This is a genomic window from Thioalkalivibrio sp. ALJ4, assembly GCF_000377225.1.
Lineage (GTDB): Bacteria > Pseudomonadota > Gammaproteobacteria > Ectothiorhodospirales > Ectothiorhodospiraceae > Thioalkalivibrio.
The window spans coordinates 225,064-251,290 of record NZ_KB897918.1; the positions used below are offsets into that span (position 1 = coordinate 225,064).

Below are 26,227 nucleotides of genomic sequence, written 5' to 3' on the forward strand. Positions count from 1 at the left end.
CGGAGCCGTTACTCTTTGCGCTCATTCTGATCGGGGGGCCAAGCCTCAATGACCGCCGAACGCGTTCGAGAAATACCCTATAACTACACTTCATTCTCCGACCGCGAAATTGTCATCCGCTTCCTGGGTTCCGATACCTGGGACCTCCTCAACGAACTGCGTGGGGAACGCCAGACGGGTGTCTCTGCGCGCATGCTGTTCGAGGTGCTCGGCGACATGTGGGTGGTCGCCCGCAACCCGTATATCCAGGACGACCTGCTGGACGACAAGAAGCGCCGCAAGTCGCTGATCGATGCGATGCAGCATCGCCTGGACCAGATTCGCAAGCGTGCTGACGGCAACGAGAAGGCGCTGACGCTGGCGCGCCGTGCCCAGGCCGCGGTCACGGCCTTTTCCGACGAGTTCCAGCAGACGCTGGAGCTGCGCGAGCGTGTGCGCAAACGCCTGAAGGGCCTGACGCACAGGGACAACATCCAGTTCGGTGGCCTGGCCCGCGTCTCCCACGTCACCGACGCCACCGACTGGCGCGTGGAACTGCCGTTCGTCGTGCTGACGCCGGATTCCGAGGACGAAATGGGGCCGCTGGTCGCCGCCTGTATCGAACTCGGCCTGACCGTGATCCCGCGTGGTGGTGGTACCGGCTATACCGGCAGTGCGGTGCCGCTGTCCAAGCGTTCCGCCGTGATCAATACCGAAAAGCTCGAAGGGATCGGTCCGGTCGAGCGACGTCCGCTCCCGGGTGTCGATCAGGACGTGGCTGTCGTGCGTGTGGAGGCCGGCGTGGTGACCAAGCGCGTCTCCGAGCTGGCCGCCGAGAATGGACTCGTGTTCGCGGTGGATCCCACTTCGCAGGACGCCTCCACCATCGGCGGCAACGTCGCCATGAACGCGGGGGGCAAGAAGGCCGTGCTCTGGGGGACCGCGCTGGACAACCTCGCCTCCTGGACGATGGTCACCCCCGAGGCCGACTGGATGCGGGTCGAGCGCCTGGACCACAACCTCGGCAAGATCCATGATGCCGAGACCGTGCGCTTTCGCATTACACGTTTTGGCCCCGACGGTCGCACCCCCAAGGGCGAACCCGAGACGCTGGAGATGCCGGGTGCACGCTTCCGCAAGCTCGGTCTGGGCAAGGACGTGACCGACAAGACCCTGATGGGCGTGCCGGGCATCCAGAAAGAGGGCTGTGACGGCCTGATTACCTCGGCCGAGTTCATCCTGCACCGGATGCCGGACAACATCCGCACCGTGTGCCTGGAGTTCTACGGTACCGATCTGCATCAGGCGGTTCCGGCGATCGTCGAGATCAAGGATGCGGTGGATGCCGAGGACGACGTCCTGCTGGCGGGTCTGGAGCACCTGGACGAGCGCTATGTGCGCGCCGTCAAGTACACCCCCAAGGGCGCCCGTGGCGAGCAGCCGAAGATGGTGCTGATCGCCGACATCGTCTCCGACAACGAGGATGCCCTGGGCAAGCTCGCCGCCAAGATGGTGCGCGCGGCCAACGCCCGCAACGGCGAGGGCTTCATCGCCGTGAGCCCGGAGGCACGCAAGCGTTTCTGGGCCGATCGCGCGCGCACTGCCGCGATCGCGCACCACACCAACGCGTTCAAGATCAACGAGGACGTGGTGATCCCGCTGGAGCGGCTCGCCGAGTACACCGAGGGGATCGAGACCCTGAACGTGCGCGAATCGCTGAAGAACAAGCTGGCGATGATCGACGAGGTGCTGGAGTGCATGCGCGGCGACCACCCCGAGCTGCGCGAGCTACTGGAGGACACCGGTGGCGAAGGGCAGCAGTGGTTCGAGGCCAAGCGCGAACGCGCGGTCGAGAAGCTCGAGGCGGTGCAAAAGCGCTGGAAGGCGATCGCGGACAACTACTTTACGCTGGCCTCCGAGTGCGACGAGCTGCTGGACGAACCCGCCCGCGCCGATCGCCGTGACCACGACAAGCTGATCAACCTGCTACTGCGACGCAGCCTGCGCATCTCCTATCGTGCGGAGGTGGAGCGCCCGCTGTTCGAGATCTTCGACGGTCACCAGATGGAGTCGGTGCGCAAGCGCCTGGGCGCGATCCACGACCGCGTGCTGACCAGCCGGTTGTTCATCGCCCTGCACATGCACGCCGGGGATGGCAACGTGCACACCAACATCCCGGTCAACTCCAACGACTACCAGATGATGCACCAGGCCGAGCGTCTGGTGGATGACGTGATGCGCCTGGCGCGCGAGCTGAATGGCGTGATCTCCGGCGAGCACGGGATCGGGCTGACCAAAATGCAGTATCTCGAGCCCGAACGCATCGAGTCGTTCGCGAAGTACAAAAAGCAGGTCGACCCCAATGGCGTGTTCAACGCCGGCAAGCTGCTCGAGGGCTCCGGGCTGTCCAACGCCTATACGCCGTCCCTGCGCCTGGTGAAGCAGGAGGCACTGATCCTGGAGCAGAGCGAGCTGGGCGATCTCAACGACGAGATCAAGGACTGCCTGCGCTGCGGCAAGTGCAAGCCGGAGTGCAACACGCATGTCCCGCGCGCGAACCTGCTCTACTCGCCGCGCAACAAGATCCTGGCCACCGGGCTGATCGTCGAGGCCTTCCTCTACGAGGAGCAGACCCGGCGCGGGCTGTCGCTGCACCACTTCGACGAGATGAACGATGTGGCCGACCACTGCACGATCTGCCACAAGTGCCTGAATCCGTGCCCGGTCGACATCGACTTCGGCGACGTGACCATGCACATGCGCTCGATCCTGAAGAAGAAGGGCAAGCGCAAGGCCACGCCGGCGACGATGATGTCCATGGCCTTCCTGAACACCAAGGATCCGTCCAAGATCAAGGGCATCCGCAAGGGGGCGATCCAGATGGGCTATGCCGCCCAGCGCCTCGGCCACTACGCGTTCAAGAAGCTCAACCTGACCGGCGAGGGCAAGCGCCCGCGCTCGACCACCGGCAAGGCCCCGATGCACGAACAGGTCGTGCACTTCGTGAAAAAGCCGATGCCGGCCGGTCTGCCGAGCCAGACCACCCGCCAGATGCTCGGGCTCGAGGATTCGCGCTATGTGCCAATCCTGCGCGACCCGGTGAAGACCGATCTCGACTCGGACGCGGTGTTCTATTTCCCCGGCTGTGGCTCCGAGCGCCTGTTCAGTCAGGTCGGGCTGGCGACCCTGGCCATGCTCTATGACGTCGGGGCGCAGACGGTGCTGCCGCCGGGCTACCTGTGTTGCGGCTATCCGCAGAACTCCAATGGCGACTTCGACAAGGGCTCGCAGATCACCACCGAAAACCGGGTGCTGTTCCACCGCGTGGCGACCACGCTGAACTACCTGGACATCAAGACCGTGGTGGTCTCCTGCGGCACCTGCATGGATCAGCTGCTCAAATACGAGTTCGAGCGCATCTTCCCGGGCTGCCGACTGCTCGACATCCACGAGTACCTGATGGAGAAGGGCGTGAAGCTGGAGGGGCTCAACGGGGTGCAGTACATGTACCACGACCCCTGCCACTCGCCGATGAAGTCGCACAAGCCGACCGATGTGGCCGCCAAGCTGCTGGGGCAGGAGGTGCTGCAGTCCAACCGCTGCTGCGGCGAGGCGGGCACGTTCGCGGTCAGCCGTCCGGATATCGCCACGCAGGTGCGCTTCCGCAAGCAGGAAGAGCTGCACAAGGGGATTCGCCAGCTTACCGGCGAGGACAAGGCCGAAAACGGCAACGTGAAGCTGCTGACCTCCTGCCCGGCCTGCCAGCAGGGCCTGTCGCGCTACCGCGAGGACACCGGCATGGATACCGACTACATCGTGGTCGAGATGGCCAATCGCCTGATGGGCGACGGCTGGCAGAAGGACTTCATCGACCGGGCGCGCGAGGGCGGCATCGAGAAGGTTCTCCTGTAGGGGCGACGCTGCGGCGCCAGGACGGGCGGCAAGGCCCGCGCCTGGAAAGCCGCGTATGGTTGGCTACAATCGGGGCAACCGGGTACCCTGCCAAAACGTGCATCGTGCGATGTGCGTTCCGGGTCGGGACCCGGAGGGCTAAAGGGGCGATTCGTGGGCCGCAGTTCGCGGACGCCCATCGTCAACCAAGGGAGTTCGCATGATCGTTCGTTTCGCTCGCCCCCGAGTGGCCCTGGTGGCCCTGTGCCTGAGTCTGGCCGGAGCGCCCATCGTGGCCTCGGCCCAGCAACCTTTTGTGGAATTCCCTGGCCGCCCGCTCTATGAGCGCTTTGGGGTCGAGGCGGTGGATCTGTTCGACCTGCGCGGCCAGTTGTCGGGCTCCACCTTGGTCGACGTTCGCCCCCGGCTGGAATACGACATCCTGCATATCGAGGGCGCTCATCACGTCGATCTCGACAGCGAAGACTTCGATCAGCAGATCCTGGCGCTGGAAGAGGAACATGGCAGCCCACTGGTGTTCTACTGCAACGGACGCCAGAGCTACGCCGGCTATCGCGCCGCCGCGCGCGCCAACGAGCTCGGCGTGGCTTCGGCCCAGGCCTATGACGCCGGGATGCAGGACTGGGTCGAGCGCTACCCAGGGCTGGCTCGTTTCCGTGGTGAGCCGGCCAACGAGGCCGAGGACGAACTGATCAGCGGGGACGACTTCGAGGCCCGCGTGCTGGCGGCCGACGCCTTCTCCCGGCGCGCCCGCCAGGGTGAGGATGTCGTGGTCGTGGATATCCGCAGCCGCGGCGAACGCGACGAGATCTCGCTGTTTGGTGGCCGCGAGGTCGGCGCGCCCTTGTCGGACATCAGCGCCCTGGACCGTATCGTGGACCAGGCCCGGCGCAACGAGCAGACCCTGCTGATCTTCGACCAGTACGGGCAGCAGGCTCGCTGGCTGCAGTACCACCTGGAAGAACGCGGGGTGGATGACTACTACTTCCTGGAAGGCGGCCTGCAGCGCTTCTACGACGAGGTCATGGCGCGCTAGCGACTGTGGCCGAGAGCCGCTTTGCATGGCTCTCACAAACAAAAAGGCCGGGGACATCCCCGGCCTTTTTGTTGCGTGGCTAACGCCGAAACAGTGCGAGAATAATCGAGATCACCACGCTTACGATGATCATCGTCGTGATCGGGAAATAGAAGCGGGCATTTTCGCGTTCGATCACGATGTCGCCCGGCAGACGACCCCAGGGGACCTTGCCCAGCCAGGGCCACAGCAGGCCGATCAGAACGATCAGCCCGCCGATGACGATCAGCCACTTGCCGGTTTCGCTCACTAGGCGGTCATTTCCTCGACGCCAGAGGGCGAGCCGACCAGCATCACGTCCGCCGGGCGGCGGGCGAACAGCCCGTTGGTGACCACGCCGGCGATGTGGTCCAGCTCGGACTCCAGTTCCACCGGGTTCATGATGCGCAGGTTGTGCACATCCAGGATGACGTTGCCGTTATCGGTCTTGAAGCCCTCGCGCAGCTCCGGATTGCCGCCCAGCTTCGAAAGCGCACGGGCCACGTGGCTGCGGGCCATCGGGATGACCTCGACCGGCAGCGGGAATGCACCGAGGTAGTCCACGACCTTCGTCTCGTCGACGACGCAGACGAAGGTCTTCGAGGCCGCCGCGACGATCTTCTCGCGGGTCAGCGCGCCGCCCCCACCCTTGGTCAGGTGCAGGTGGCGGGTCGCCTCGTCGGCGCCGTCGACATAGATGGGCAGCGGGCCGGCGGAGTTCAGATCTAGGACCTCGATCCCGTGGCCGCGCAGACGCTCTGCACTGGCCTCGCTGGAGGCCACCGCGCCGTCGATCTTGCCCTTGATACCGGCCAGGGCATCGATGAAGTAATTCGCGGTCGAGCCGGTGCCGACCCCCACGATCCAGCCACTTTCGATGCGTGCGAGCGCGGCCTCGGCGACCGCCTTCTTCATTTCGTCCTGAGTCATTACGCTGTCTCGTCTGTGATGTCTATAACCCGCCGAGGATACCGACTGGCGCGCAAGCGAGACAAGCATGATTCGCGCCGTGCTATCGTTCCGGCCATGACAGTCCCCTACCTCGAGAAGATCCTCACGGCGCGTGTCTACGATGTCGCGCGCGAGACGCCGCTGGAGCCGATGCCGACGCTTTCGCAGCGCCTGGGTTCCAGTATCTGGCTCAAGCGCGAGGACCTGCAGCCGGTGTTCTCGTTCAAGCTGCGCGGGGCCTACAACAAGATCGCGCAGCTCACGCCCGAGCAGCGCAAGAAAGGCGTGATCGCCGCCTCCGCCGGCAACCATGCCCAGGGGGTGGCGTTGGGCGCGGCCCATCTGGGGATCAAGGCGGTGATCGTGATGCCGGTGACCACGCCGTCGATCAAGATCGACGCCGTGCGCCGCTATGGCGGCAAGGCTGTGCTGCACGGCGATTCCTTCGACGAGGCGGCCGCGCATGCGCGGACCTTGCAGGAAAAGCACGGCTATACGTTTATCCACCCGTTCGACGATCCGGACGTGATCGCCGGCCAGGGTACCGTGGCCATGGAGCTGTTGCGCCAGCACTCCGCGCCGCTGGATGCGGTGTTTGTCTGCATCGGTGGCGGAGGTCTGGCGGCGGGCATGGCCGCTTATATCAAGCGCCTGCGTCCGGAGATCAAGGTGATCGGGGTCGAGCCGGACGACGCCCCGTCCATGTACAAGGCGCTGCAGCAGAATCGTCGCGTCACGCTGAAGCAGGTCGGGATCTTTGCCGACGGCGCCGCCGTGCGTCAGGTGGGCAAGGAGACCTTTCGCCTGGTGCGCGAACTGGTCGACGAGGTCCTGCTGGTGGATACCGACTCGATCTGCGCCGCGATCAAGGACGTGTTCGACGATACCCGCGTACTGGCGGAACCGGCAGGCGCGCTGGCCGTGGCCGGGATGAAGCAGTACATCGCGCGCGAAGGGATCACGGGGGGCGACTTCGCCGCCGTGCTGAGCGGTGCCAACATCAATTTCGACCGTCTGCGCCACGTGGCCGAGCGCGCCGAGATCGGCGAGCACCGCGAGGCCCTGTTCGCGGTGACCATCCCCGAGCGCCCGGGGAGCTTTCGCCAGTTCTGCCAGGCCATCGGCAAGCGGGGCATCACGGAGTTCAACTACCGCTACGCGGACGACGAACGCGCGCACGTGTTTGCCGGCATCAAGCTGGAAGGCGGCGACAGCGAACGTCAGGCGATCCGCGAGACGCTGGAGGCGCAGGGCTACGAGGTCATGGACATGACCGAGAACGAGGTGGCCAAACTGCACCTGCGGCACATGGTCGGTGGTCATGGCGGCGAGGTCCGCAACGAACGCCTGTACCGCTTCGAGTTTCCCGAGCGCCCCGGGGCGTTGCTGAACTTCCTGACCCACATGGGCCAGACCTGGAACATCAGCCTGTTCCACTACCGCAACCACGGGGCCGCCTACGGGCGCGTGCTGGTGGGGATGCAGATCCCGGCCGAGGATCGCGCGCGCTTTCGCGATTTTCTGAAGGAAGTCGGCTACCCCTGGCACGAGGAGACGGCCAACCCGGCCTACTCGCTGTTTCTGCGCTGATTGCGTTCCCGGCTAAGGTGGCTATGGGGGCACATCCTTGTGCCGCCCGCGTCCACTAAAGCCCGAAGATCTCGGACTTCAGGTTCCACTTCGAGGCGAGGGTTTCCGTTGCGTTGAGGAATTCCTCGGCGCGGGCCGGGTGGTTCCACTGGCCGCGGGCGAGCCAGGCCAGTGCGGTGTCGCGGTCGGGGGCCAGCGAAAGGATGTGAATCAGTTCGCCGGCGTCGCTGCCGATGACCTCGCCGCCCAGCAGGGCGCCGGTGTCCATGTCGCCGATCAGGCGTACGAAGCCCTCCGGCTCGTCCTGGCCCAGCGCGCGCGGGGAGGTCTCGAACGCGGCGAAGCCGACCGCCGGCTCCAGCTCATCGTCCTCGGCGTCGTCCTCGTCCATCCCCAGGCGCGCCATCTCCACCGCGGAGTAGATCGCGATCGGCACGAAGCGCTCGTCCTGCTCGCGGGTATTGCCGTTCTGGATGTTTTCCACCGCGATGGTGGCGTCCGCCAGCGCGTGGTTCGCGGTCTGCCATTCGCTTGCGACATCGCCGATGGCGTAGATGTTGTCGACATCGGTCTGCAGGGTGGGGCGGCGCTTCACGAAGCCGCGGGCATCGATCTTCACCCCGATTTCGTCGAGGTTCAGGCCCTCGGTATGCGGGGTGCGCCCGGTGCCGAGCAGGACCCAGTCGACCTCGAAGCTGTTGCCCTCGCTGTCGGTGATGGTGACGCCGTTATCGGAGGTCTCGACCTGGTCATATCCCTTGACCCGCACCGGCTCGATGCCGTCCGCGGCCAGCTGCTCCTTCAGCGTGCCCAGCGCCTGCGGGCTGAACTTCTGGGTGGACAGCGGCTTGGAGCGCGACAGCCAGGTCACCTTCTTGCCGAGGTGATGGAAGATCCAGGCGAACTCGGTGGCGACCACGCCGGAGCCGATGATCGCGACGCGCTTGCCTGCCGGCGGCTTGTCGTCGAACAGCATGTCGGTGGTCAGTACGCGCCCGGGTTCGGTCGTGAACGGGGCCGGGACAGTAGCGGTGGCGCCGGTGGCGATAATGGTATGGCGGGCCTGGATGGTCTCGGTTCCATCCTCCGTCGCGACCTCGAGGGTCTCGGCATCGCGGAAGCGGGCAGTGCCGTGACGGTACTGGATCTTCAGGTGCTTCATGTAGCCGAGGTAGGAGTTGCGGACCTCGGTGACCACGTCCTTCTGGTGGTCCCAGGCGCGGTCCATGTCGGCCGTGAGGCTGCCGCTGATGCCGCGGCCCTCGAAGTGGCGCTGCGCGGCGACGGTGCGTGCGGTGTGGTACCAGTCCTTTTTCGGCACGCAGCCGCGGTTCAGGCAGCAGCCGCCCCAGTCGCCCTTTTCGACGATGACGACGTTGAGCCCGCGCAGGGCGCCCAGAACGGCGGCACGATAGCCCCCGGGGCCACTTCCGATGATGGCCAGGTCAAAGGTCTCGCTCATGGTGTCTACTCGGTCAGGTCAATGATCGGGTCGTGCCACTCCAGCCGGGTCAGCTTCAGTTCGAACACGCGGCCGTCGGCCTCGTAATCGAACCGTACCGGCAGGTGGCTGAGGTCCGGGGCGAACCAGGCAGAGAGTTCGATGTCACTGTCCCGGCTCTTGCGCACGACGCGCACCGTCTCGATACGCCCCATCGGGGATTCGATCGTCTCCGTATCGGCGTACTCGAAGCGATACTCGCGCAGGCGGTCGCGTTCCAGGGTCTGTACCGTTTCGCCGTCACCCTCTCCGGCGAGGTCGCCGGCCTCCAGGCGCTGCATCATGAAGTACAGCGAGCCGAGAAAGTCGAGGGTATGCGGGGGTACTTCGATATCGAATCGCTCGTTGTCTACGTGTCCGATCGCACGGTCTTCTTCCCAGTCGAAGCGCGTCTCGACCTTGCGTTCGCGGCGGGGCGTCACCTCGCGGCTGCGCGAGGTGACCAGCTGCAGTCCGACGTCGTTGGCGTTCATCAGGGCCTCGCGGCTCAGCTCGAAGCGCCCGAGGATCCGCAGGAAGCCGGATACATGGGCATCCATGGCCATGCGTGTTTGTACGTCTTCGTGGTTCAGGGTGATCCTGGCATTCAGGGTGTTGCCCATGGCCTGGGCCTCGTAGCTGGCCGTGAATGGCGGCAGGCGCGGACCCTCCTGGGGCTCATTGGCGGCAGCGGACGCCAGCAGGACCTGTCCCAGCAGGAGCAGGGCGGTCAGCAGGCTAGTCCGCGTCGCGCGGCACAGGGCTCCGTTCCTCGGGAGCTTCAACATCGGGTACTACCTCATTGGTTTCGAGCTGCAGCGGGACCGTCAGCGGGGTGTTGTCCCCGGTCACGATGCGGTCGCGCCACTGAATTTCCCCTGAACACAGGCGCCGCACGACCTCGGGATACAGCCGGTGTTCGGCGCGCTGGACGCGGGTGGCGAGGCTCTCGGGCGTGTCATCGGGCAGGACCGGCACGCGGGCCTGCATGATCACCGGGCCGCCGTCCAGTTCGGGGGTGACAAAATGCACGCTGGCGCCGTGTTCGTCCTCCCCGTCGGCCAGCGCGCGGGCATGTGTGTCCAGCCCACGGTACTTCGGCAACAGGGAGGGGTGAATGTTCAACAGCCTTCCCGTGAAGCGATCGACGAAACCGGGGGTCAGGATGCGCATGAAGCCGGCCAGGATCACGAGATCGGGCTCAAGGGCCTCGATCGCCTCGGCCAGATCTGCATCGAAGGCCTCGCGCGAGGGGTAGTCGCGGTGGTTCAGAACACGTGCGGGGATCGCGTGCTCTTCCGCGTAGGCCAGCCCCCCTGCATCGGGGCGATTGCTGATGATGCCGACGATCCGGGCCGGGATGTGGCCAGTGTTGCAGGCCTCGATCATGGCGCCCAGATTGCTGCCGCGCCCCGAGATCAGGACGACCAGGCGTGGCAGGGAATCCGGGCTGGAGGGGCCGGCGTTGCTGCTCATCGTGCGGCGTAGACCACCCCGGGGGCCGTGTCTTCGCAGTCCTCGATCGTGCCGATCGGCCAGCTCGGGATGCCCGCCCGGGCCAGTGCCGAGCTGGCGGCCTCGACACGGTCTTCGGGCAGGATCACGGTCATGCCGATCCCGCAGTTGAACGTGCGCAGCATCTCTTCAGGCGCGATGTCGCCGGCCTGTTGCAGCCAGTCGAACACGGGTGGCCATTGCCAGGCCTGCGGATCAATGCGGGCGCACAGCTGCTCCGGCAGCACCCGCGGGAGGTTTTCGGTCAGGCCGCCACCGGTGATGTGGGCCGCCGCGTGTACCGGAAACTGCTGCATCAGATCCAGCAGCGGGCGCACGTAGATCGTGGTCGGGGCCATCAGGGCATCGCCCAGTGTGGTGCCGTCGGCCCCGGGAAGCGGGGCATCCAGGGCCGCGCCGGAGTGTTCCAGGACGCGCCGGATTAGAGAATAGCCATTGGAGTGCGGGCCGCTGGCGGCCAGCCCGAGCACGACATCGCCCGCGCTGACCCGGGTGCCGTCGATCAGGGCCTCCTTTTCGGCAATGCCGACCGCGAAGCCCGCGACGTCGTAGTCCTCGCCCTGGTACATGCCCGGCATCTCGGCCGTTTCGCCCCCGATCAGGGCGCAGCCGGCCTGTTCGCAGCCGGTGGCGATACCGGTGACGACATCCGCGGCGATATCGACGTCCAGGTGTCCGGTGGCGTAGTAGTCGAGGAAGAACAGCGGCTCGGCTCCCTGCACCACGATGTCATTCACGCACATCGCCACCAGATCGATGCCGATGCTGTCATGGCGCCCCGTCTCCTGGGCCAGGCGCAGCTTGGTGCCTACGCCGTCGGTGCCGGAGACCAGCACAGGCTGCTTGTAGCGGTCCATCGGGAGCTCAAACAGGGCACCAAAGCCGCCCAGCCCGGCCATGACGCCAGGGCGCTGCGTGCGGGCGGCATGCGGTTTGATGCGTTCGACCAGCTCGGCGCCGGCCTCGATGTCGACACCTGCCTCGCGGTAGGTCAGGCCTGAACGGGTTTCGGACATGGGTACCCTGGGTGGTTGATGGCCGCATCCGGTATCCGGCGGCGCTCGCGGAATCCGGCATGGTAGCGAGGCGCCGGGGGGCGTGCAAAAAGCCGGGCGCTGCAGGTTAGGGAAACACTGATGAATGTACACGCTCGCTGCTTCGTCGCTTTTGCGTGCGAACAAGGCGCGGTGACTGCCGTGCAGTCATTCTGCACAAGGGAACCGCAACGCAGTGCGCGCGCCCGTTTTTGATAACAACGGGCGGCCGAGCCCCTGCATTGAATGGTTTGTGGGGTTGGCGCCCCAGGTTCCCCGATCCGGCGTTGCGGCCCGAATCCGTCAAGAACGGGCTGGTAGAACTGCTACCGGCTGCGCACCGCGCCTTGTCTCGGAAAACCTGGGGTACCAACGCGAGCGTTTACATGCATCAGTGTTTCCCTGGGGCGCTGTGGTATTTTGGGCGCCTGTCGAAAACGCCATTCAACCCTATGCTGCGCCTCTTTCGCCCGTCCCGCGCCCTGGCTGCGTGCCTACTCCTGTGTCTGCTGTTGGGGGTCTCTCCATTGCTGGCGGATGATGCCGTGGTGGTGAACGTCCATGCGGAGGACGAAACGACCGCGCTGGCGCAGGGCCTGGAACAGGCGCTGGTGCGCGTGGCCGGGCAGCGTTCGCCGGAGCTGAGCGAACTGGCGCAGCTCCTGTTGCTGGAACTGGACGAGGAGGGGCGTATTGAGGCCCTGCGTCGGCGGCAGGAGGTGGATAACGGCGAATATCGCCTGGAGTTCGATCGGGGCCGCCTGCGCAACGCTCTAAATGCCGCCGAGGTGCCCGTGGTGCTGGGCGCGCGCCCGCAACTGCTGGTCTGGGCGGTGTACGAGGCGGACGGGCGCCGCCACCTGCTGGGCTCCACCCAGGACGAGGCCGATGTGCTGGCCGGGATTGACGCGCTGGGGCGCGATCGCGGGATGCCTTTCGTGCTGCCACTGGGGGATCTGGAGGATCGCCGGGCCGCGCAGGCGGGGGATGTGATTGGTGGCGTGACCGAGCCGCTGCAGGAAGCGGCCGGGCGCTACGGGCCGACGGGTATCGTGGCGCTGCATGTACGCTCGGTTGGGGGTGGCGCCGAGGCGCGTGCCATTACCGTGCATGGTGGGCGCGAGTACCGTAGTGAGGGCCGCGGTGAATCTCCGGCCGCCGCGGCGCGCGCGGCGGTCGAGGATGGCCTTGACCAGGTCGTGGCACCGCTGGCCCGCGTCGCCGCCGAGCCCGAGTGGGTGAAGCTGGGCTTTGTCGGGGTCGAGGGCTTTCCCGCGTTCGAGGCGTTGCGGCGGGAGCTGGCGCAGATCGAGGCTATTGAGAGCGCAAGGCTGGATTCGCTGGGTGGTAACGCGGTGACCCTCGAGGTGCGCACGGGTTTGGCCCCGGATGACCTGGTAGACCTGCTGCACGCCAGCGGCTATGGCGCGGCGGAGGATCCGCGCGGTGACTCCGAGGCGAAGGCCTGGCTGCGCCGCGAGTGAACCCGCTGGCGCCATTCTCCGCTGCCACGCTGGCGGCCCTGGTCGGGCTGGTGGTCCTGGGCGTGGCGCTCTATCTGCTAGCGCCGATTCTTACGCCGTTTCTGATCGCGCTGCTGATCGGCTACCTGTTCAACCCCTTGGTGACGCGCCTGGCGGTACGCATGGGCGGTTCGCGCACCTTGGCCACGCTGGTGATCTTCGTGCTGGTGATGCTGGGAATGGCGGGGCTGGTGCTGGTCCTGATCCCGCTGGCCATGGCCCAGTTCGAACGCCTGATGCTGCTGTTGCCCGAGGTGATCGCCTGGTTCGACGAGCGGGTTCGTCCCTGGATCGAGCAGCAGGCGGGCGATCGCCTGCCGGCCCTGGAGCCGGCGGCACTGCAGGAACTGCTGGCCGAGCACTGGCGCGAGGCCGGCGGTCTGGCGGGCGGGTTGCTGCACTGGCTGGGCAGCTCGACCGGCGCCCTGGTCCTGGGCGTGCTCAATCTGGTGCTGATCCCGGTGGTCAGTTTCTATCTGCTGCGGGACTGGCCGCGGCTGGTCGCGGGTCTGCATGACCTGCTGCCGCGAGCCTGGCGTGACCCGGTCAGCCGTTTTGCGGTGGAATCGGACCATACCCTGGGGGCGTTCCTGCGCGGGCAGCTACTGGTAATGCTGGCGCTGGGGCTGTTCTACGCGATCACCCTGAGCGTGGCGGGCGTGCAGATGGGCCTGGCCATCGGCCTGATTGCCGGACTGGTCAGTTTCATCCCCTATGTGGGCGTGATCGTGGGCATCGTGCTGGCCACGGCGGCCGTGCTGTTCCAGGGCGATGGCTGGACGCTGTTGCTGGTGGTGCTGGTGATCTTCGCGGTGGCGCAGGTGCTGGAGTCGGTGGTGCTGACCCCGTGGCTGGTGGGGGACCGGACCGGGCTGCATCCGGTGGCGGTGATCTTTGCCGTGCTCGCCGGCGGTCAGCTGTTCGGGTTCTTCGGGGTCCTGCTTGCGTTGCCGGTGGCGGCGGTGCTCGCAGTTGCGGTGCGTCAGGCAATGGCGCGCTATCGGGACATGAACGCAGCCGGGGCCGATGTCCCGTGAGACCCGAAGGCAACAGCCCGCTGGAGCGCCAGATGCCGCTGGACCTGCGCCTGCGCGACGCCTCGCGTTTTTCCGGTTTTTGCGTGGCAGGCAATGCCCTGGCGCGGGATGCCGTGCGGGCCTTGAGCGTCGGGACCGGGATACAGGAGCCGCAGATCCTGCTGCACGGGCCGCCCGGCTCCGGCAAGACGCACCTGCTGCAGGCTGCCTGTCACCAGGGACACGAGCGCGGGGAACCGGTCAGCTACCTGCCGCTTGGCGAGGTACGTGATGCGCCACCGATGGCCGTGCTCGATGGTCTGGAGCGCTCGCGTCTGGTGGCGCTGGATGATCTGGAGGCCGTGGTGGGCCGCGGGGACTGGGACGAGGCCCTGTTCGGGCTGATCAACCGGCTGCGTGATGCCGGCTGCCGCGTGCTGCTGGCGGCCGCGGCACCGCCCGAGGGGCTACCGGTCCAGTTGCCGGATCTGGCCTCGCGCCTGGCCTGGGGCCCGGTGTTCCGCATGCAGCGGCCGGATGATGCGGCCTGCAAGGAGATCCTGGCACAGCGTGCGGCCCTGCGCGGGCTGGAGCTGCCGGAGCCGGTGGCGGATTACCTGCTGCGCCGCTGCTCGCGTGACCTGTCCACGCTGCTGGCGCTGCTGGACCGCCTGGATCTGGCTGCGCTAGCCCAGCAGCGGCGCCTGACCATCCCGTTCGTGCGCGAACAGCTGGCCCGTATGGGCTGAACCCGGGGTTGCTTGACGTTACTCGGCCGCCGCGCGGGCCCGCCGGGCGTCCAGTTTCACGAACAGCAGGCTGCCCGCGAACCAGGCGAGGCTGGCTCCGGTCATCAGGAGGCCATAGAGCCGGTCCTCCGCGGCCGCGCCGATGGTGATCCCGAGCGTGATGTAGGCGAGCGCCAGCAGGCTGGACCAGGCGTGGGTGTAGCGCCTTCCGTGCAGCATCCCGCGCAGCGGAAACAGCAGCGGCATGACCAGTACGATCAACGCCAGCCAGACCGGGACGATCTCCGGCGGGGCGATCCAGGTGGTCCAGACCAGGATTAGCAGCAGCAGTCCAAGAAAGCCGGCCAGAGCCAGGGCACGGGACAGCGCGATCATGCCGGGGCGCCAGGTGCTGCTTCGAGGCGCAAGGCGATGCGCGCGACGCGTTCCCCAAGGGCTGCTGCGATGCGCTGTTCGTCGCGCGTGACCGCCTGTTCGCCCTGGGTGCCGGCCACGTGGCTGGCGCCATAGGGCGTCCCGCCGCTGGTGGTGCTGTTCAGCTCCGGCACGGTATAGGGCACGCCGACCCACAGCATGCCCTGATGGATCAGCGGCAGGGCCATGCTGAGCAGGGTGGTCTCCTGCCCGCCATGCTGGGTGGCGGTGCTGGTGAAGACGCCGAAGGGCCGGTCTACCAGCCCGCCGCTGGCCCACAGCCCGCTGGTGCCGTCGAGGAAGTATTTCAGCGGCGCGGCCATGTTGCCGAAGCGGGTCGGCGAACCCATGACCAGCCCCGCGCATTCCTCGAGATCGCGCAGTTCGGCATAGGGTGGCCCGTCCTCGGGTACTGCCGGGCGGTCCTCGCCGATATTCGTGGAGACTGGGGGTACGGTGCGCACCCGCGCGGTGGCGCCAGCCTTTTCGACGCCGGTTGCGACCTGGCGGGCCAGCTCGGCGGTCGCCCCGTAGCGGCTGTAGTACAGCACCAGGATCTCCGGTGCCGTGCTCACGACACGATCTCCAGCACCTGTTCCGGCGGGCGCCCGATGCGGGCCGCGCCCCCGACGATCAGGATCGGTCGCTCGATCAGTTTCGGGTGCTGGACCATGGTCTGGATCAGCGCCTCGTCATCCATCTCCGCGTCTTTCAGGCCCAGCTCGCGGTACTCCGCCTCGCCGGTGCGCAGCAGGTCGCGGGGGCGGATGCCCAGCTTCTCGATCACGCCCTTCAACGTCGCGGCATCCGGTGGCGTCTTCAGATACTCCACGATCTCGGGCTCTACACCTTGCTCCCGCAGCAGGGCGAGGGTCGCGCGCGACTTGCTGCAGCGCGGGTTGTGATACAGCGTAGGGGCATCGGACATGAATCGACTCCGGAGGTCATCGATGGCAAAGGCCCATGATACCCATGCCCGCCGCTGGCATGTCAGGGGGCGTGTGCAGGGCGTGTTCTTTCGCGCCTCGACCCGCGAGCAGGCGCAGGCGCTCGGGCTGACGGGGTATGCGCGCAACCTGCCGGACGGCCGCGTGGAGGTGCTGGCGGTCGGTTCCCCGGATGCCCTGGACCGGCTGGAGACATGGCTTTGGGAGGGACCGCGCATGGCGCACGTGGAGGAACTGGATAGGGAGGTTGTGAGCCCGCCGGAGCCGTTGCCCGCAGGCTTTGATACGGGTTGAATCGGGAGCTTTTGAGACGCTTCCTTTAAAGTTGTACGGGGGTCTATAAACGCCATCGCGACGGATGCATACTGCGGGGTCATGGAATCACGCCTGGTCGATATGCAGAGTCAGTCGGAGGACACGCGGGTGGAGGTCAGCCTGCGTCCCAAGCGGCTGGACGACTACACCGGACAGCCCCGGGTGGTTGAACAACTGGGCCTGTTTATCGAGGCGGCGCGCGGGCGCGGGGAGGCCCTGGACCATACGCTGGTGGCCGGCCCCCCGGGGCTGGGCAAGACGACCCTGGCCCATATCGTGGCGAACGAACTCGGGGTGGGGCTGCGCCAGACCTCGGGCCCGGTACTGGAGCGCGCTGGCGACCTGGCCGCGATCCTGACCGCGCTGGAGCCCCAGGACGTCCTGTTCGTTGACGAGATCCACCGCCTGCCGACCGTGGTCGAGGAGATCCTGTATCCGGCGCTGGAAGACGGTCAGCTCGACATCGTGATTGGCGAGGGACCGGCGGCGCGCTCGATCAAGGTGGACTTGCCCCCGTTCACACTAGTGGGCGCGACTACGCGCGCGGGCCTGCTTTCGGCGCCGTTGCGTGACCGGTTCGGCATCGTTCAGCGACTCGATCATTACACTGTCACAGACCTCGCCCATATTGTCGGGCGCGCCGCCGGATTGCTGGGTGTCGGGATCGAGCCTGAAGGGGCGGCGGAGATCGCGCGCCGCGGGCGGGGCACGCCGCGCCTGGCGAATCGCCTGCTGCGGCGGGTTCGCGACTATGCCGAGGTCCGTGCCTCCGGCGTGATTACCGCCGAGGTCGCGGGTCAGGCGCTGGACCTGCTGGCGATCGATGCCTCGGGCCTGGATGCCCAGGACCGCCGGTTGCTGGAGGTGCTGGTCGAGAAATTCGACGGCGGGCCGGTCGGCGTGGAAAGCCTGGCGACGGCGCTGAACGAGGATCGCGGTACCCTGGAGGATGTGGTCGAGCCGTTTCTGATCCAGCAGGGGTACCTGCAGCGAACCCCGCGCGGGCGTCAGGCCACGCGGCGGACGCTGGCGATGTTCGGCCTGACCGGGTCGGTGGAACCCGACCTGCTGGCGCCGGTCGACAGCCAGGGCGGAGGCCGTCCGTGACGGAAGGCGACGCCCCGTTCGAGTGGCCGGTGCGAGTCTATTACGAAGACACTGACGCCGGCGGCGTGGTCTACCACGCGAACTACCTCAAGTTCATGGAGCGCGCGCGCACCGAGTGGTTGCGCGCGCTGGGGTTCGAGCAGGATGCATTGCGCGAGGAATACGGGATCGTTTTTGCGGTGCGCCGCTGCTGTCTGGATATGCGGCGCCCGGCGCGCTTCAACGATGCCCTGACGGTGACCTGCCGGCTGCACTCGTTGCGCCGGGCGAGCCTGGAGTTCCATCAGGGTGTGGAGCGCGACGGCGAGACCCTGGCCAGCGGCGAGGTGGGGATTGCCTGCGTCGAGGTGGCGCGCCAGGCGCCCGCCGCGATCCCCGGTCCGGTACTGGAGGCCCTGCGCCGACATCATGATCATGGGCCGGCTGACCGCGTAGCCGGAACCAAGTAACGCTGTAACGGGAGACGGACAAGTGGCAGTCGACTTTTCAATGTACCAGCTGGTGATGGAGGCGACCCTGGTGGTCCAGCTGGTGATGGTGATTCTGGTGCTCGCCTCCGTACTCTCCTGGTTGGCGATCGTCGTCAAGGCCAGGTCCCTGAATGCGGCGCACCGCGCCTGCGACGATTTCGAGGAGCGCTTCTGGTCGGGGGCCGACCTGTCCCATCTCTACGAAGGGGTGCGGCGCAAGCAGGAAATGACGGGCATGGAGCACGTCTTCTCCTCTGGGTTCAAGGAATTTCTGCGTGCGCGCCAGCATGGCATCCCGGCCGGTGAGCCCGCCCAGCGTGCCATGCGTGTGGCGATCGCGCGCGAGATTGACGAGATGGAGCGCTATCTGCAGTTCCTCGCCACGGTGGGGTCGACCAGCCCGTATATCGGCCTGTTCGGCACGGTCTGGGGCATCATGCATGCCTTCCTGGGGCTGTCTGGGGTGCAGCAGGCGACCCTGGCGATGGTCGCTCCCGGGATCGCCGAGGCCCTGATCGCGACCGCGCTGGGTCTGTTTGCCGCGATCCCGGCCGTGATCGCCTACAACCGCTTTGCGGGGGATGTCGACCGCGTGGCCGTGCGCCTGGAGAACTTCAATGACGAGTTCGTGGCCCTGCTCAACCGACAGGTACACGCCAAGTCCACGGATACGGCCTCCGAGGCCACGGCCTGACCCATGTCCGAGCAGCGCCGTAACAGCCGCCGCCTGCGGCGGCCCATGTCCCAGATCAACGTCGTGCCGTTTATCGACGTGATGCTGGTGCTTTTGATCATCTTCATGATCACCGCGCCGATGCTGCAGCAGGGCGTGGAAGTCGACCTGCCGGAGGCGGACGCCGAGGCCCTGGACCGCGACGAACAGGCGGCCGAGCCGCTGGTGGTGACCGTGGACGCCAGCGGGGCCATGAGTCTGAACCAGGGGCCGATCATTGACGAGCCGCTGGCGCCGCAGGAGATGACCGAGATCGTGCGCGAGTTCCTGGCGGAGCATCCAGGTACCCAGACCTTCGTGCGTGGCGACCGTAATGTGGACTACGGGCGTGTGATCGATGCCATGATCGCCCTGCAGCGCGCGGGCGGCGGGCGTGTCGGACTGATCACCGAGCCGCCGCGCGAAACCGGCGACTGACGTACGCTGCCGTGTTCGAGCTTGTCCGCCGCCACCCCGTCAGCTTCCTCCTCGTGCTCCTGTTGCACGGGGTGCTGTTTGCGGCGTTGATGTTCAATATCAGCCTGATATCTCCCACCTCCTCGCAGGCTGCGGTGGAGATCTCGGTGCAGGAAGACATCGAGGTGATCGACGCGGTGGCGGTGGATGCCGAGGCGTTCGATCAGGTCGAGCACCAGCGCGAGGTGGCGCAGCAGGAAGAAGTTGCCGCGCAGCTGCGCGAGGAAGAGGAGCAACGGCGCGCCGAAGAAGAGGCCCGGCGCGAGGAGGAGCGCCGCCAGGCCGAAGAGCAGCGCCGCCTGGAAGAGGAAGAACGGGCGCGGCAGCAGGCGATCGAGGAAGCCGAGCAGGCCCGCCGCGAGGCCGAAGAGGAGCGCCAGCGCGCACAGGAAGAGGCCGAGGCCGAGCGTGAACGGATCCGCGCCGAACGCGAGGCGGCGGAGCGTGAACGACAGGAGGCCGCGGAGGCCCGCGAGCGCGAAGAGGCGGAGCGGCGCGAGCGTGAAGAGGCCGAACGCCAGGCCCGCGAGGAGCAGGAGCGCCGCGAGCAGGAAGAAGCCGAGCGTCGCGCACAGGAAGAGGCCGAGCGTCGGGCCGAGCAGGAGCGCGAGCTGGAAGAGCAGCGCCGGCGCGAGGCGATGGAGCGCGAGCAGGAGCGTCTGGCGGAGGCGCGCGAACGGCGCGAGGCCGCCGAGCGCCAGGCGCAGATGGATCGCGAAGTGGATGAGTGGCGTGCCCAGGTGCAGTCGGTGGTCCAGCGGCGCTGGCGTCAGCCGTCGGATATCGACTCCTCGGACCGTGCCATTGTTCTCGTGCGTGTCAACGAGACCGGGCGTATCATCGACTTCGATATCGAAAGCTGTTCCGGCGACAGCCGGTTCTGCGACTCCGTGCGCCAGACCATGGACCGTCTGAGTTCGCTGCCACGCCCGCCGGATGCGAGCGCGGTGCGAGGCGGGGTGCGGATCCGATTTGAACCGGACTGATTCGCGGGCCATGCCCGCCTGACGAGGAGCTCATGCGACGACTGATTCACTGGATGCTGCCGGCCATGCTGCTGCTGTGGGCGGCGCAGGCACAGGCCGTACTGGAAGTCACGGTCACCGAGGGGGTTACCGGGGCGATACCGGTAGCCGTTGCGCCGTTTACCTACGAGGGCGAGGGGGAGCTCGACGAGGACATCTCCCAGATCGTCGCGGCCAATCTGGCCCGTAGCGGGCTGTTCAATGTCGAACAGGACGATCTGCCTGCGGCCCCGTCCGGACCGGCCGACTTTCTTGCCGAGCCCTGGGCCGACACCGGGGTCGAGTACCTGGTCGTGGGCAATCAGCGCCGCGATGGCGATGACGTGCTGGTGGAGTTTCACGTATTTGATGTGCTGTCCGAGGAACGCCTGGGTGGCTGGCGCATTCCCGTGCCCGGCGACATGCTTCGACGCGGGGCACATCGCATCTCGGACATCATCTACGAACAGATTACCGGTGATCCGGGGGCATTCAGTGCGCGCATCGCGTTTGTGAGTGTGGAGCGTAACGGCGACGAGCGCCGCTTTGCCCTTGAGGTCGCCGATTCCGACGGGGCCAATCCGCGCACCCTGTTTCGTTCCGCGAAGCCGATCATGTCGCCGGACTGGTCGCCGGATGGACGCGAACTGGTGTACGTCTCGTTCGAGAACCGCCGTTCCGAGGTCTATCGCCAGAATGTCGAGACCGGCAGTCGGGAACGGGTGGCCAGCTTCACGGGTATCAACAGCGCGCCCGCCTGGTCGCCCGATGGCCGCTATCTCGCGCTGAGCCTGTCACGCGATGGGGCGCCGAATATCTACCTGATGGAGCTGGAGACGGGCGAGATGCGCCAGATGACCCAGACCAGCTCGATCGAGACCGAGCCGGTCTGGTCGCCCGATGGCGAAACCCTCTACTTTACGTCCGACCGCGCAGGCGCACCGCAGATCTATGCGCTGCCGCGAGAGGGGGGCAGCCCCCGGCGTCTGACATTCGAGAGCGGCTATGCGGCCGCGGCGACGGTGTCCCCGGATGGGCGTTATCTGGTCTACGTGCACGGTGGTGATGGCGGATTTCAACTGGCCCGTCTCGATTTGAACGACCGCCGTGTGACCCGCCTCACGGATGGGCGGGATGCGGAATCGCCAAGCTTTGCCCCGAATGGCAGCATGATTATCTATGCGATGACAGATGGCGGGCGTGGCGTGCTGGGCTCGGTGAGCCAGGATGGGCAGGTCCATCAGCGTCTCGCTGCCAGGGAGGGCGAGGTCCGTGAGCCGGCCTGGTCACCCTTGAATTGATCTTCCTAATAACAACCGCTTTTCGAGGATAATGACGTGATGAGCACGATCTTTCGCTGGTTTTTTGTGGCCATGGTGATTGGGGCGCTGTCGGCGTGTGCGACGCCGACGCGTGATGCCGAGGATGCCGAACGCGAGGCCGAGCGGGCTGCGGCCGAGCAAGCGGAGCGCGAACGCGCCGAAGCCGAGGCCCGCGAGGCCGAGGCCCGCGCGCTGGGCCGCGATCGGCAGTTCGATGCCGATGCGCTGGATGATCCGGACAGCCCGCTGGCCGAGCGCCTGGTCTATTTCGAGTTCGACCGTGACGAGGTGCAGTCGCAGTACATGGATATGCTCGAGGCGCATGCGGCCTATCTGTCGCAGAACTCCGGGGCCCGCCTGCGGCTGGAGGGCCATACCGACGAGCGGGGTACTCGCGAGTACAACCTGGGGCTGGGCGAGCGCCGCGCACAGTCGGTGCGCCGTATCCTGACCCTGAACGGGGCCTCGGATGACCAGATCGAGGTCATCAGTTATGGTGAAGAAATGCCGGTCGCCTTTGAGCAGAACGAGGAGGCCTGGGCCAAGAATCGCCGGGTCGAATTGGTCTACGAATCCCGGCGCTAGACGACGGGAGGCGCCATGCGGCGTTTGACAGGTAGCAGTAACCGAAATGCCCCCCCGGGGGCATTTCTCTTTCCACGGGTGGGTGTGGCGGTCGCCGCCGGGGTGTTGGTCCTGGCGGTGGGGTCGTGGGGCCCGCTTGCCAGCGAAGCCGTCGCCCAGGACGACGTGTTCGCGACCCAGTCGCAGATCCGCGACCTCTCGCGGAGGCTGGACCGCATCGAGCGGACGCTGGACTCCAGCGCCATGCAGGAACTCCTGCGGGGTGCGGAAACCATGAACCGGGAGATGCGCGAGCTGCGGGGCGAAGTGGAGACGCTGCGCCACGAGCTGGAGCGTCTGAACGCCCGTCAGCGCGATCAGTTCCGTAACCTGGACGAGCGCGTGGCCACGTTCGAGACCGGCGCGGCCGCGCCCGCGGATACCGCTGCCCCGGCGGACGAGGTCATTGAGTTCGACCTTCCCGAGGCGGACGAGCAGGCGGCCTACCAGGAGGCCTTCGAGCAGTTGATGGCGGGTGACTACAACGCCGCGATGAGCGGCCTTGAACGCTTCATCGAGAGCTATCCCGACAGCGACTACTCCGCCAATGCCTGGTACTGGCTGGCCGAGGCCAAGTATGCCAGTGGCGACTTCGAGGCGGCCCTGGAGGATTTCGAGCATTTGCGCGAGCAGTACCCGGAGAGCGACAAGTCCGGGGATGCCCTGCTCAAGATCGGCTATGCGCATTACGAGCTGGGCAACGAGGACGAGGCCCGCGAGGCGCTGGAGGCGGTGCGCGCCGATTACGGCGGCACGACGCTGGACCGCCTGGCACGCGAGCGGTTGCGGCGGCTCAACGGGCAATGACCGAGATCCCCGTGCGTGCCCGGCGCGCACCGACCACGGGCGATTCGCATGGCCCGACCCAGGTCCGTATCACCGAGATGTTCGTTTCGCTGCAGGGCGAGGCGGCGGATTCCGGCTGGCCCACCGCATTTGTGCGGCTGACCGGGTGCCCGCTGCGTTGCCGCTGGTGCGACAGTGCTTACGCCTTCGAGGGTGGTGAGGCACGCGCGCTGGACTCGATCCTCGCGTGGGTCGGTCAGACGGGCGTCCGTCATGTCTGTGTCACGGGTGGGGAGCCACTGGCCCAGCCCGGTTGTCGCGACCTGCTGGCGCGGCTGTGTGATGCAGGCTATCGGGTGTCGTTGGAAACCAGCGGCGCCCTCGACATCGGCGGGCTCGATTCGCGCGTCACGGTCGTGATGGACTGGAAGGCGCCGGGCTCCGACGAGCAGGACCGCAACCTGGAGGCCAATATCCCTCACCTTGCTGCCGGCGATCAGCTGAAGTTCGTACTCGCCAACCGAGCGGATTTCGATTGGGCCCGCGCGGAACTCGGGCGCCTGGATCTTGCGCCCGAGGTCGAGGTCCTGTTCTCGCCGGTATTCGGCGAGCTCGCCCCGCGCGAGCTGGCCGACTGGATCGTGGCCGAACGGCTGCCCGTGCGGTTTCAGCTTCAGCTCCACAAGCTCCTGTGGGGCGATCAACCAGGTCGTTAGTCGATGTCGCAACCGGAAAAGGCGGTGGTGTTGCTCTCGGGCGGGCTGGATTCTGCAACCTGCCTGGCAATGGCGCTGGCCGACGGGCTCGACTGTCATGCCCTGTCGATCGACTATGGCCAGCGACACCGTACCGAGCTCGACGCGGCGCGCCGCGTGGCTGCCGCCCAGGGCGTGCAGGACCACCGAGTGGTCCGGGTCGACCTGACCGCGATCGGCGGCTCCGCGCTCACCGATGACGCGATCGCGGTCCCCACCGAGTCGAGCGAAGGCATCCCGGTCACCTATGTGCCCGCCCGTAATACGGTGTTCCTGTCTCTGGCGCTGGGGCTGGCCGAAACGCTTGATGCCCGGCTGCTCTATGTCGGTGCGAATGCGGTCGACTACTCCGGGTACCCGGATTGTCGCCCGGCCTTTATCGACGCCTTCCGCGACCTTGCGCAGGTCGCTACCCGTGCCGGGGTGGAGGGCGTACGCTGGGAGGTGCGTGCACCCTTGATGCACATGAGCAAGGCCGAGATCATCCGTGCCGGCGCGCGCCTGGGGGTCGATTACGCCCAGACGGTGAGTTGCTATCAGGCCGACCGGGACGGGCGGGCCTGTGGGCGCTGCGACAGCTGCCGTATCCGTCGCGAGGGTTTTGCGGCCGCTGGTGTCCCCGACCCGACTCTCTACCGGACGGCCTGACGGCGGACGGTTCGCCCTCGTCAGACAGCCCCGGGTCCGGAATGAATTGGGGGTCGATCTCGTCTTGAGTCCGATGTATGCTGCGCACCCCATGGGTGCAGGCGTGCCCGACAACCGATCAGTGAGAGGATACGTTGATGGAATTCTCCAGCTTTTCAACCGCCGCAATGATGTTCCTGGGCGGCACGTTCGTCCTCGCCTTCATCATGGGTGCGGTCGCGAACAAGACCAACTTCTGCACCATGGGAGCCGTCTCCGACTGGGTGAACATGGGTGATACCGGGCGCATGCGCTCCTGGCTGCTGGCGATTGCCGTGGCGATGCTGGGTGTGGCGGCGCTCGAATTCTTCGGGGTGCTGAGCGCCGAGGGTTCCTTCCCTCCCTACCGCGGCGAAAACTTCAACTGGCTCGGGCACGTGCTGGGCGGCTTCCTGTTCGGCATCGGCATGACCTATGCGTCCGGCTGCGGTAACAAGACGCTGGTGCGCGTGGGTGGCGGCAACATCAAGTCCGTGATGGTGATGATCATCATCGGTGTGATCGCCTTCTGGCTGACCAGCCGCGCCACTGTCTTCGGCACCGGCCAGACGCTGTTCCAGCTGCTGTTTGGCTGGATGGACGCGGTGTCCATCCAGATGGAAGGCGGCCAGGATCTTGGCTCCATTATCGCTGGCGAAAATGCCCTGGGCGCCCGCCTGGTGATGGGTCTGGTGATCGGCGTGCTACTACTCGCCCTGATCTTCAAGGCCGCGGACTTCCGCAAGAGCTTCGACAACATCCTGGGTGGTCTGGTGATCGGCCTGGTGGTGATCGGGGCCTGGTGGCTGACCAGCAACATCCAGATCGACGACGGCATGGGCGGCGTGTACAGCGCCCAGGAATACATCCAGGAATGGGATTTCGTCGCCGATGACGACGATGGCGAGCGTCCGGCGCTGTCCGGTCCCTGGGCCAACCAGTCGTTTACCTTTATCAACCCGATGGGCCAGAGCGTGGGCTACGTGTCCAGCGGCTTTGACCGCACCATGCTGTACTTCGGTGTGCTGGCGCTGGCCGGCGTGATCCTGGGTTCGTTCTTCTGGGCTCTGGTGTCGCGCAGCTTCCGAATCGAGTGGTTCTCGTCCTTCCGTGACTTCGTCAACCACTTCATCGGCGGCATCCTGATGGGTGTCGGCGGCATCCTGGCGCTGGGTTGCACCATCGGTCAGGCGGTCACCGGGATTTCCACGCTGGCGCTGGGTGGCTTCTTTACCTTTGCGTTCATCGTGTTCGGGTCCGCGCTGACCATGAAGATCCAGTACTACAAGATGGTCTATGAAGACGAGGCGACCTTCGGCAAGGCCCTGGTCACCTCGCTGGTGGACATGAAGCTGCTGCCGGGCGGCATGCGCAAGCTCGAGGCCATCTGATCGCCGGCCGCCGGGGGAGCCTTGCGTTTTCCCCGGCGGGCCGTAAACTACGCGGCGCGGTGATTCAGGTGCTGCCGCGTAATGACAAGGCCGGCGGACCCCTGCGGGGGTGCCATGCGGGCCTCAGACATGGGTCGTTAGCTCAGTTGGTAGAGCAGTTGGCTTTTAACCAATTGGTCGTAGGTTCGAATCCTACACGACCCACCATTATTCCCGGCCGCGTGCGAGCGCGGCCGGCACAAGGGCCCGCCTACGCGGGCTTTTTGTGTTTATGGGGCGCGAACAGGCTAGAATGCGCGCCTTTATCGAACCATTGAATGCACACGCGAAAGTGGCGGAACTGGTAGACGCGCTGGGTTTAGGTCCCAGTGGGGTAAAACCCGTGAGAGTTCGAGTCTCTCCTTTCGCACCAATGTCCCGTGAACGCCCAGGCA

Annotated in this window: 27 protein-coding genes and 2 tRNA genes; 20 read left to right on the forward strand and 9 right to left on the reverse strand. The window is 66.4% G+C overall.

Features of this window, described 5'->3' with window-relative positions:
• The first annotated feature begins 48 nt into the window (after positions 1–48).
• A complete protein-coding gene (locus tag C936_RS0107245; RefSeq protein WP_018174635.1) occupies positions 49–3,891 on the forward strand; it encodes a DUF3683 domain-containing protein in 3,843 nt (1,280 codons plus the stop codon).
• A 199-nt stretch (positions 3,892–4,090) separates the two neighbouring features.
• Complete coding sequence (locus C936_RS0107250) at positions 4,091–4,927, forward strand: rhodanese-like domain-containing protein (protein ID WP_018138813.1); 837 nt, start codon at positions 4,091–4,093, stop codon at positions 4,925–4,927.
• 79 nt (positions 4,928–5,006) lie between these two features.
• Here the strand turns inward: C936_RS0107250 and C936_RS0107255 are convergent, their stop codons facing one another.
• Together C936_RS0107255 and rpiA are read right to left on the reverse strand one after the other, a co-directional pair.
• Positions 5,007–5,216, reverse strand: coding sequence for a DUF2905 domain-containing protein (locus tag C936_RS0107255; RefSeq protein ID WP_018138812.1), 210 nt, complete (start codon positions 5,214–5,216; stop codon positions 5,007–5,009).
• On the reverse strand, positions 5,216–5,875 hold the full coding sequence (gene rpiA / locus C936_RS0107260; RefSeq protein ID WP_018174636.1) for a ribose-5-phosphate isomerase RpiA: 660 nt from the start codon (positions 5,873–5,875) through the stop codon (positions 5,216–5,218). Before rpiA ends, C936_RS0107255 begins: the two co-directional genes overlap by 1 nt.
• A gap of 96 nt (positions 5,876–5,971) precedes the next feature.
• Here rpiA and ilvA point away from each other — a divergent pair, with 96 nt between their 5' ends.
• Positions 5,972–7,486, forward strand: a complete 1,515-nt coding sequence (ilvA, locus tag C936_RS0107265; protein WP_018174637.1) for a threonine ammonia-lyase, biosynthetic — start codon at positions 5,972–5,974, stop codon at positions 7,484–7,486.
• 55 nt (positions 7,487–7,541) lie between these two features.
• Here the strand turns inward: ilvA and C936_RS0107270 are convergent, their stop codons facing one another.
• The 4 genes from C936_RS0107270 to purM are packed head-to-tail and all read right to left on the reverse strand — an operon-like array spanning position 7,542 to position 11,497.
• On the reverse strand, positions 7,542–8,948 hold the full coding sequence (locus tag C936_RS0107270) for an NAD(P)/FAD-dependent oxidoreductase (protein ID WP_018174638.1): 1,407 nt from the start codon (positions 8,946–8,948) through the stop codon (positions 7,542–7,544).
• A gap of 5 nt (positions 8,949–8,953) precedes the next feature.
• Positions 8,954–9,754, reverse strand: coding sequence for a DUF3108 domain-containing protein (locus C936_RS0107275; RefSeq protein WP_018174639.1), 801 nt, complete (start codon positions 9,752–9,754; stop codon positions 8,954–8,956).
• Positions 9,705–10,442, reverse strand: coding sequence for a phosphoribosylglycinamide formyltransferase (gene purN, locus C936_RS0107280; protein WP_018174640.1), 738 nt, complete (start codon positions 10,440–10,442; stop codon positions 9,705–9,707). Before purN ends, C936_RS0107275 begins: the two co-directional genes overlap by 50 nt.
• On the reverse strand, positions 10,439–11,497 hold the full coding sequence (gene purM, locus C936_RS0107285) for a phosphoribosylformylglycinamidine cyclo-ligase (RefSeq protein ID WP_018174641.1): 1,059 nt from the start codon (positions 11,495–11,497) through the stop codon (positions 10,439–10,441). The genes purN and purM overlap by 4 nt, the downstream gene beginning before the upstream one ends.
• 470 nt (positions 11,498–11,967) lie before the next feature.
• Between purM and C936_RS0107290 the strand changes: the two genes are divergently transcribed.
• Genes C936_RS0107290 through hda form a run of 3 tightly spaced genes read left to right on the forward strand, consistent with a single transcriptional unit; the run spans position 11,968 to position 14,803 of the window.
• The gene (locus C936_RS0107290; protein ID WP_038038633.1) at positions 11,968–12,999 is read left to right on the forward strand and encodes a DUF2066 domain-containing protein; all 1,032 of its coding nucleotides are present in this window, start codon (positions 11,968–11,970) and stop codon (positions 12,997–12,999) included.
• Positions 12,996–14,075, forward strand: a complete 1,080-nt coding sequence (locus C936_RS0107295) for an AI-2E family transporter (RefSeq protein ID WP_018174643.1) — start codon at positions 12,996–12,998, stop codon at positions 14,073–14,075. The genes C936_RS0107290 and C936_RS0107295 overlap by 4 nt, the downstream gene beginning before the upstream one ends.
• A 32-nt stretch (positions 14,076–14,107) precedes the next feature.
• Positions 14,108–14,803, forward strand: coding sequence for a DnaA regulatory inactivator Hda (gene hda, locus C936_RS0107300; RefSeq protein ID WP_018174644.1), 696 nt, complete (start codon positions 14,108–14,110; stop codon positions 14,801–14,803).
• A gap of 18 nt (positions 14,804–14,821) precedes the next feature.
• Here hda and C936_RS0107305 read toward each other — a convergent pair whose 3' ends face one another.
• Genes C936_RS0107305 through arsC form a run of 3 tightly spaced genes read right to left on the reverse strand, consistent with a single transcriptional unit; the run spans position 14,822 to position 16,145 of the window.
• Complete coding sequence (locus C936_RS0107305) at positions 14,822–15,178, reverse strand: DUF2069 domain-containing protein (RefSeq protein ID WP_018138802.1); 357 nt, start codon at positions 15,176–15,178, stop codon at positions 14,822–14,824.
• On the reverse strand, positions 15,175–15,792 hold the full coding sequence (wrbA, locus tag C936_RS0107310) for an NAD(P)H:quinone oxidoreductase (RefSeq protein ID WP_018174645.1): 618 nt from the start codon (positions 15,790–15,792) through the stop codon (positions 15,175–15,177). The genes C936_RS0107305 and wrbA overlap by 4 nt, the downstream gene beginning before the upstream one ends.
• Positions 15,789–16,145 (reverse strand): arsenate reductase (glutaredoxin), encoded by a 357-nt coding sequence (gene arsC / locus C936_RS0107315; RefSeq protein ID WP_018138800.1) that lies wholly within the window; start codon positions 16,143–16,145, stop codon positions 15,789–15,791. The genes wrbA and arsC overlap by 4 nt, the downstream gene beginning before the upstream one ends.
• A gap of 22 nt (positions 16,146–16,167) precedes the next feature.
• On the opposite strand from arsC, the gene C936_RS0107320 reads away from it, so the two are divergent.
• The 14 genes from C936_RS0107320 to C936_RS0107385 all read left to right on the forward strand — a co-directional run bounded on the left by C936_RS0107320 (position 16,168) and on the right by C936_RS0107385 (position 26,205).
• On the forward strand, positions 16,168–16,458 hold the full coding sequence (locus C936_RS0107320; protein ID WP_018174646.1) for an acylphosphatase: 291 nt from the start codon (positions 16,168–16,170) through the stop codon (positions 16,456–16,458).
• 81 nt (positions 16,459–16,539) lie between these two features.
• Positions 16,540–17,586, forward strand: coding sequence for a Holliday junction branch migration DNA helicase RuvB (ruvB, locus tag C936_RS0107325; protein ID WP_018138798.1), 1,047 nt, complete (start codon positions 16,540–16,542; stop codon positions 17,584–17,586).
• Positions 17,583–18,035: a tol-pal system-associated acyl-CoA thioesterase gene (gene ybgC / locus C936_RS0107330; RefSeq protein WP_018174647.1), complete on the forward strand. Its 453-nt coding sequence runs from the start codon at positions 17,583–17,585 to the stop codon at positions 18,033–18,035. Before ruvB ends, ybgC begins: the two co-directional genes overlap by 4 nt.
• Before the next feature lie 40 nt (positions 18,036–18,075).
• A complete protein-coding gene (tolQ, locus tag C936_RS0107335) occupies positions 18,076–18,750 on the forward strand; it encodes a protein TolQ (RefSeq protein WP_018138796.1) in 675 nt (224 codons plus the stop codon).
• 3 nt (positions 18,751–18,753) lie between these two features.
• Positions 18,754–19,206, forward strand: coding sequence for a protein TolR (tolR, locus tag C936_RS0107340; protein ID WP_018138795.1), 453 nt, complete (start codon positions 18,754–18,756; stop codon positions 19,204–19,206).
• Between the two features lie 11 nt (positions 19,207–19,217).
• Complete coding sequence (gene tolA, locus C936_RS0107345; RefSeq protein WP_018174648.1) at positions 19,218–20,231, forward strand: cell envelope integrity protein TolA; 1,014 nt, start codon at positions 19,218–19,220, stop codon at positions 20,229–20,231.
• Positions 20,232–20,263: 32 nt separating this feature from the next.
• Entirely contained in the window at positions 20,264–21,550 is a 1,287-nt protein-coding gene (gene tolB / locus C936_RS0107350; RefSeq protein ID WP_018174649.1) for a Tol-Pal system beta propeller repeat protein TolB, read from the forward strand.
• A 39-nt stretch (positions 21,551–21,589) separates the two neighbouring features.
• On the forward strand, positions 21,590–22,156 hold the full coding sequence (pal, locus tag C936_RS0107355; RefSeq protein ID WP_018138792.1) for a peptidoglycan-associated lipoprotein Pal: 567 nt from the start codon (positions 21,590–21,592) through the stop codon (positions 22,154–22,156).
• 78 nt (positions 22,157–22,234) lie between these two features.
• The gene (gene ybgF / locus C936_RS0107360) at positions 22,235–23,002 is read left to right on the forward strand and encodes a tol-pal system protein YbgF (protein ID WP_018174650.1); all 768 of its coding nucleotides are present in this window, start codon (positions 22,235–22,237) and stop codon (positions 23,000–23,002) included.
• Entirely contained in the window at positions 22,999–23,697 is a 699-nt protein-coding gene (queE, locus tag C936_RS0107365) for a 7-carboxy-7-deazaguanine synthase QueE (RefSeq protein ID WP_018138790.1), read from the forward strand. The genes ybgF and queE overlap by 4 nt, the downstream gene beginning before the upstream one ends.
• A gap of 3 nt (positions 23,698–23,700) precedes the next feature.
• Complete coding sequence (gene queC, locus C936_RS0107370) at positions 23,701–24,384, forward strand: 7-cyano-7-deazaguanine synthase QueC (protein ID WP_038038631.1); 684 nt, start codon at positions 23,701–23,703, stop codon at positions 24,382–24,384.
• Positions 24,385–24,521: 137 nt separating this feature from the next.
• On the forward strand, positions 24,522–25,793 hold the full coding sequence (locus C936_RS0107375) for a YeeE/YedE family protein (protein WP_018138788.1): 1,272 nt from the start codon (positions 24,522–24,524) through the stop codon (positions 25,791–25,793).
• 131 nt (positions 25,794–25,924) lie between these two features.
• Positions 25,925–26,000: transfer RNA gene (locus tag C936_RS0107380), tRNA-Lys, on the forward strand.
• Between the two features lie 118 nt (positions 26,001–26,118).
• Positions 26,119–26,205: transfer RNA gene (locus tag C936_RS0107385), tRNA-Leu, on the forward strand.
• Positions 26,206–26,227 lie beyond the last annotated feature (22 nt).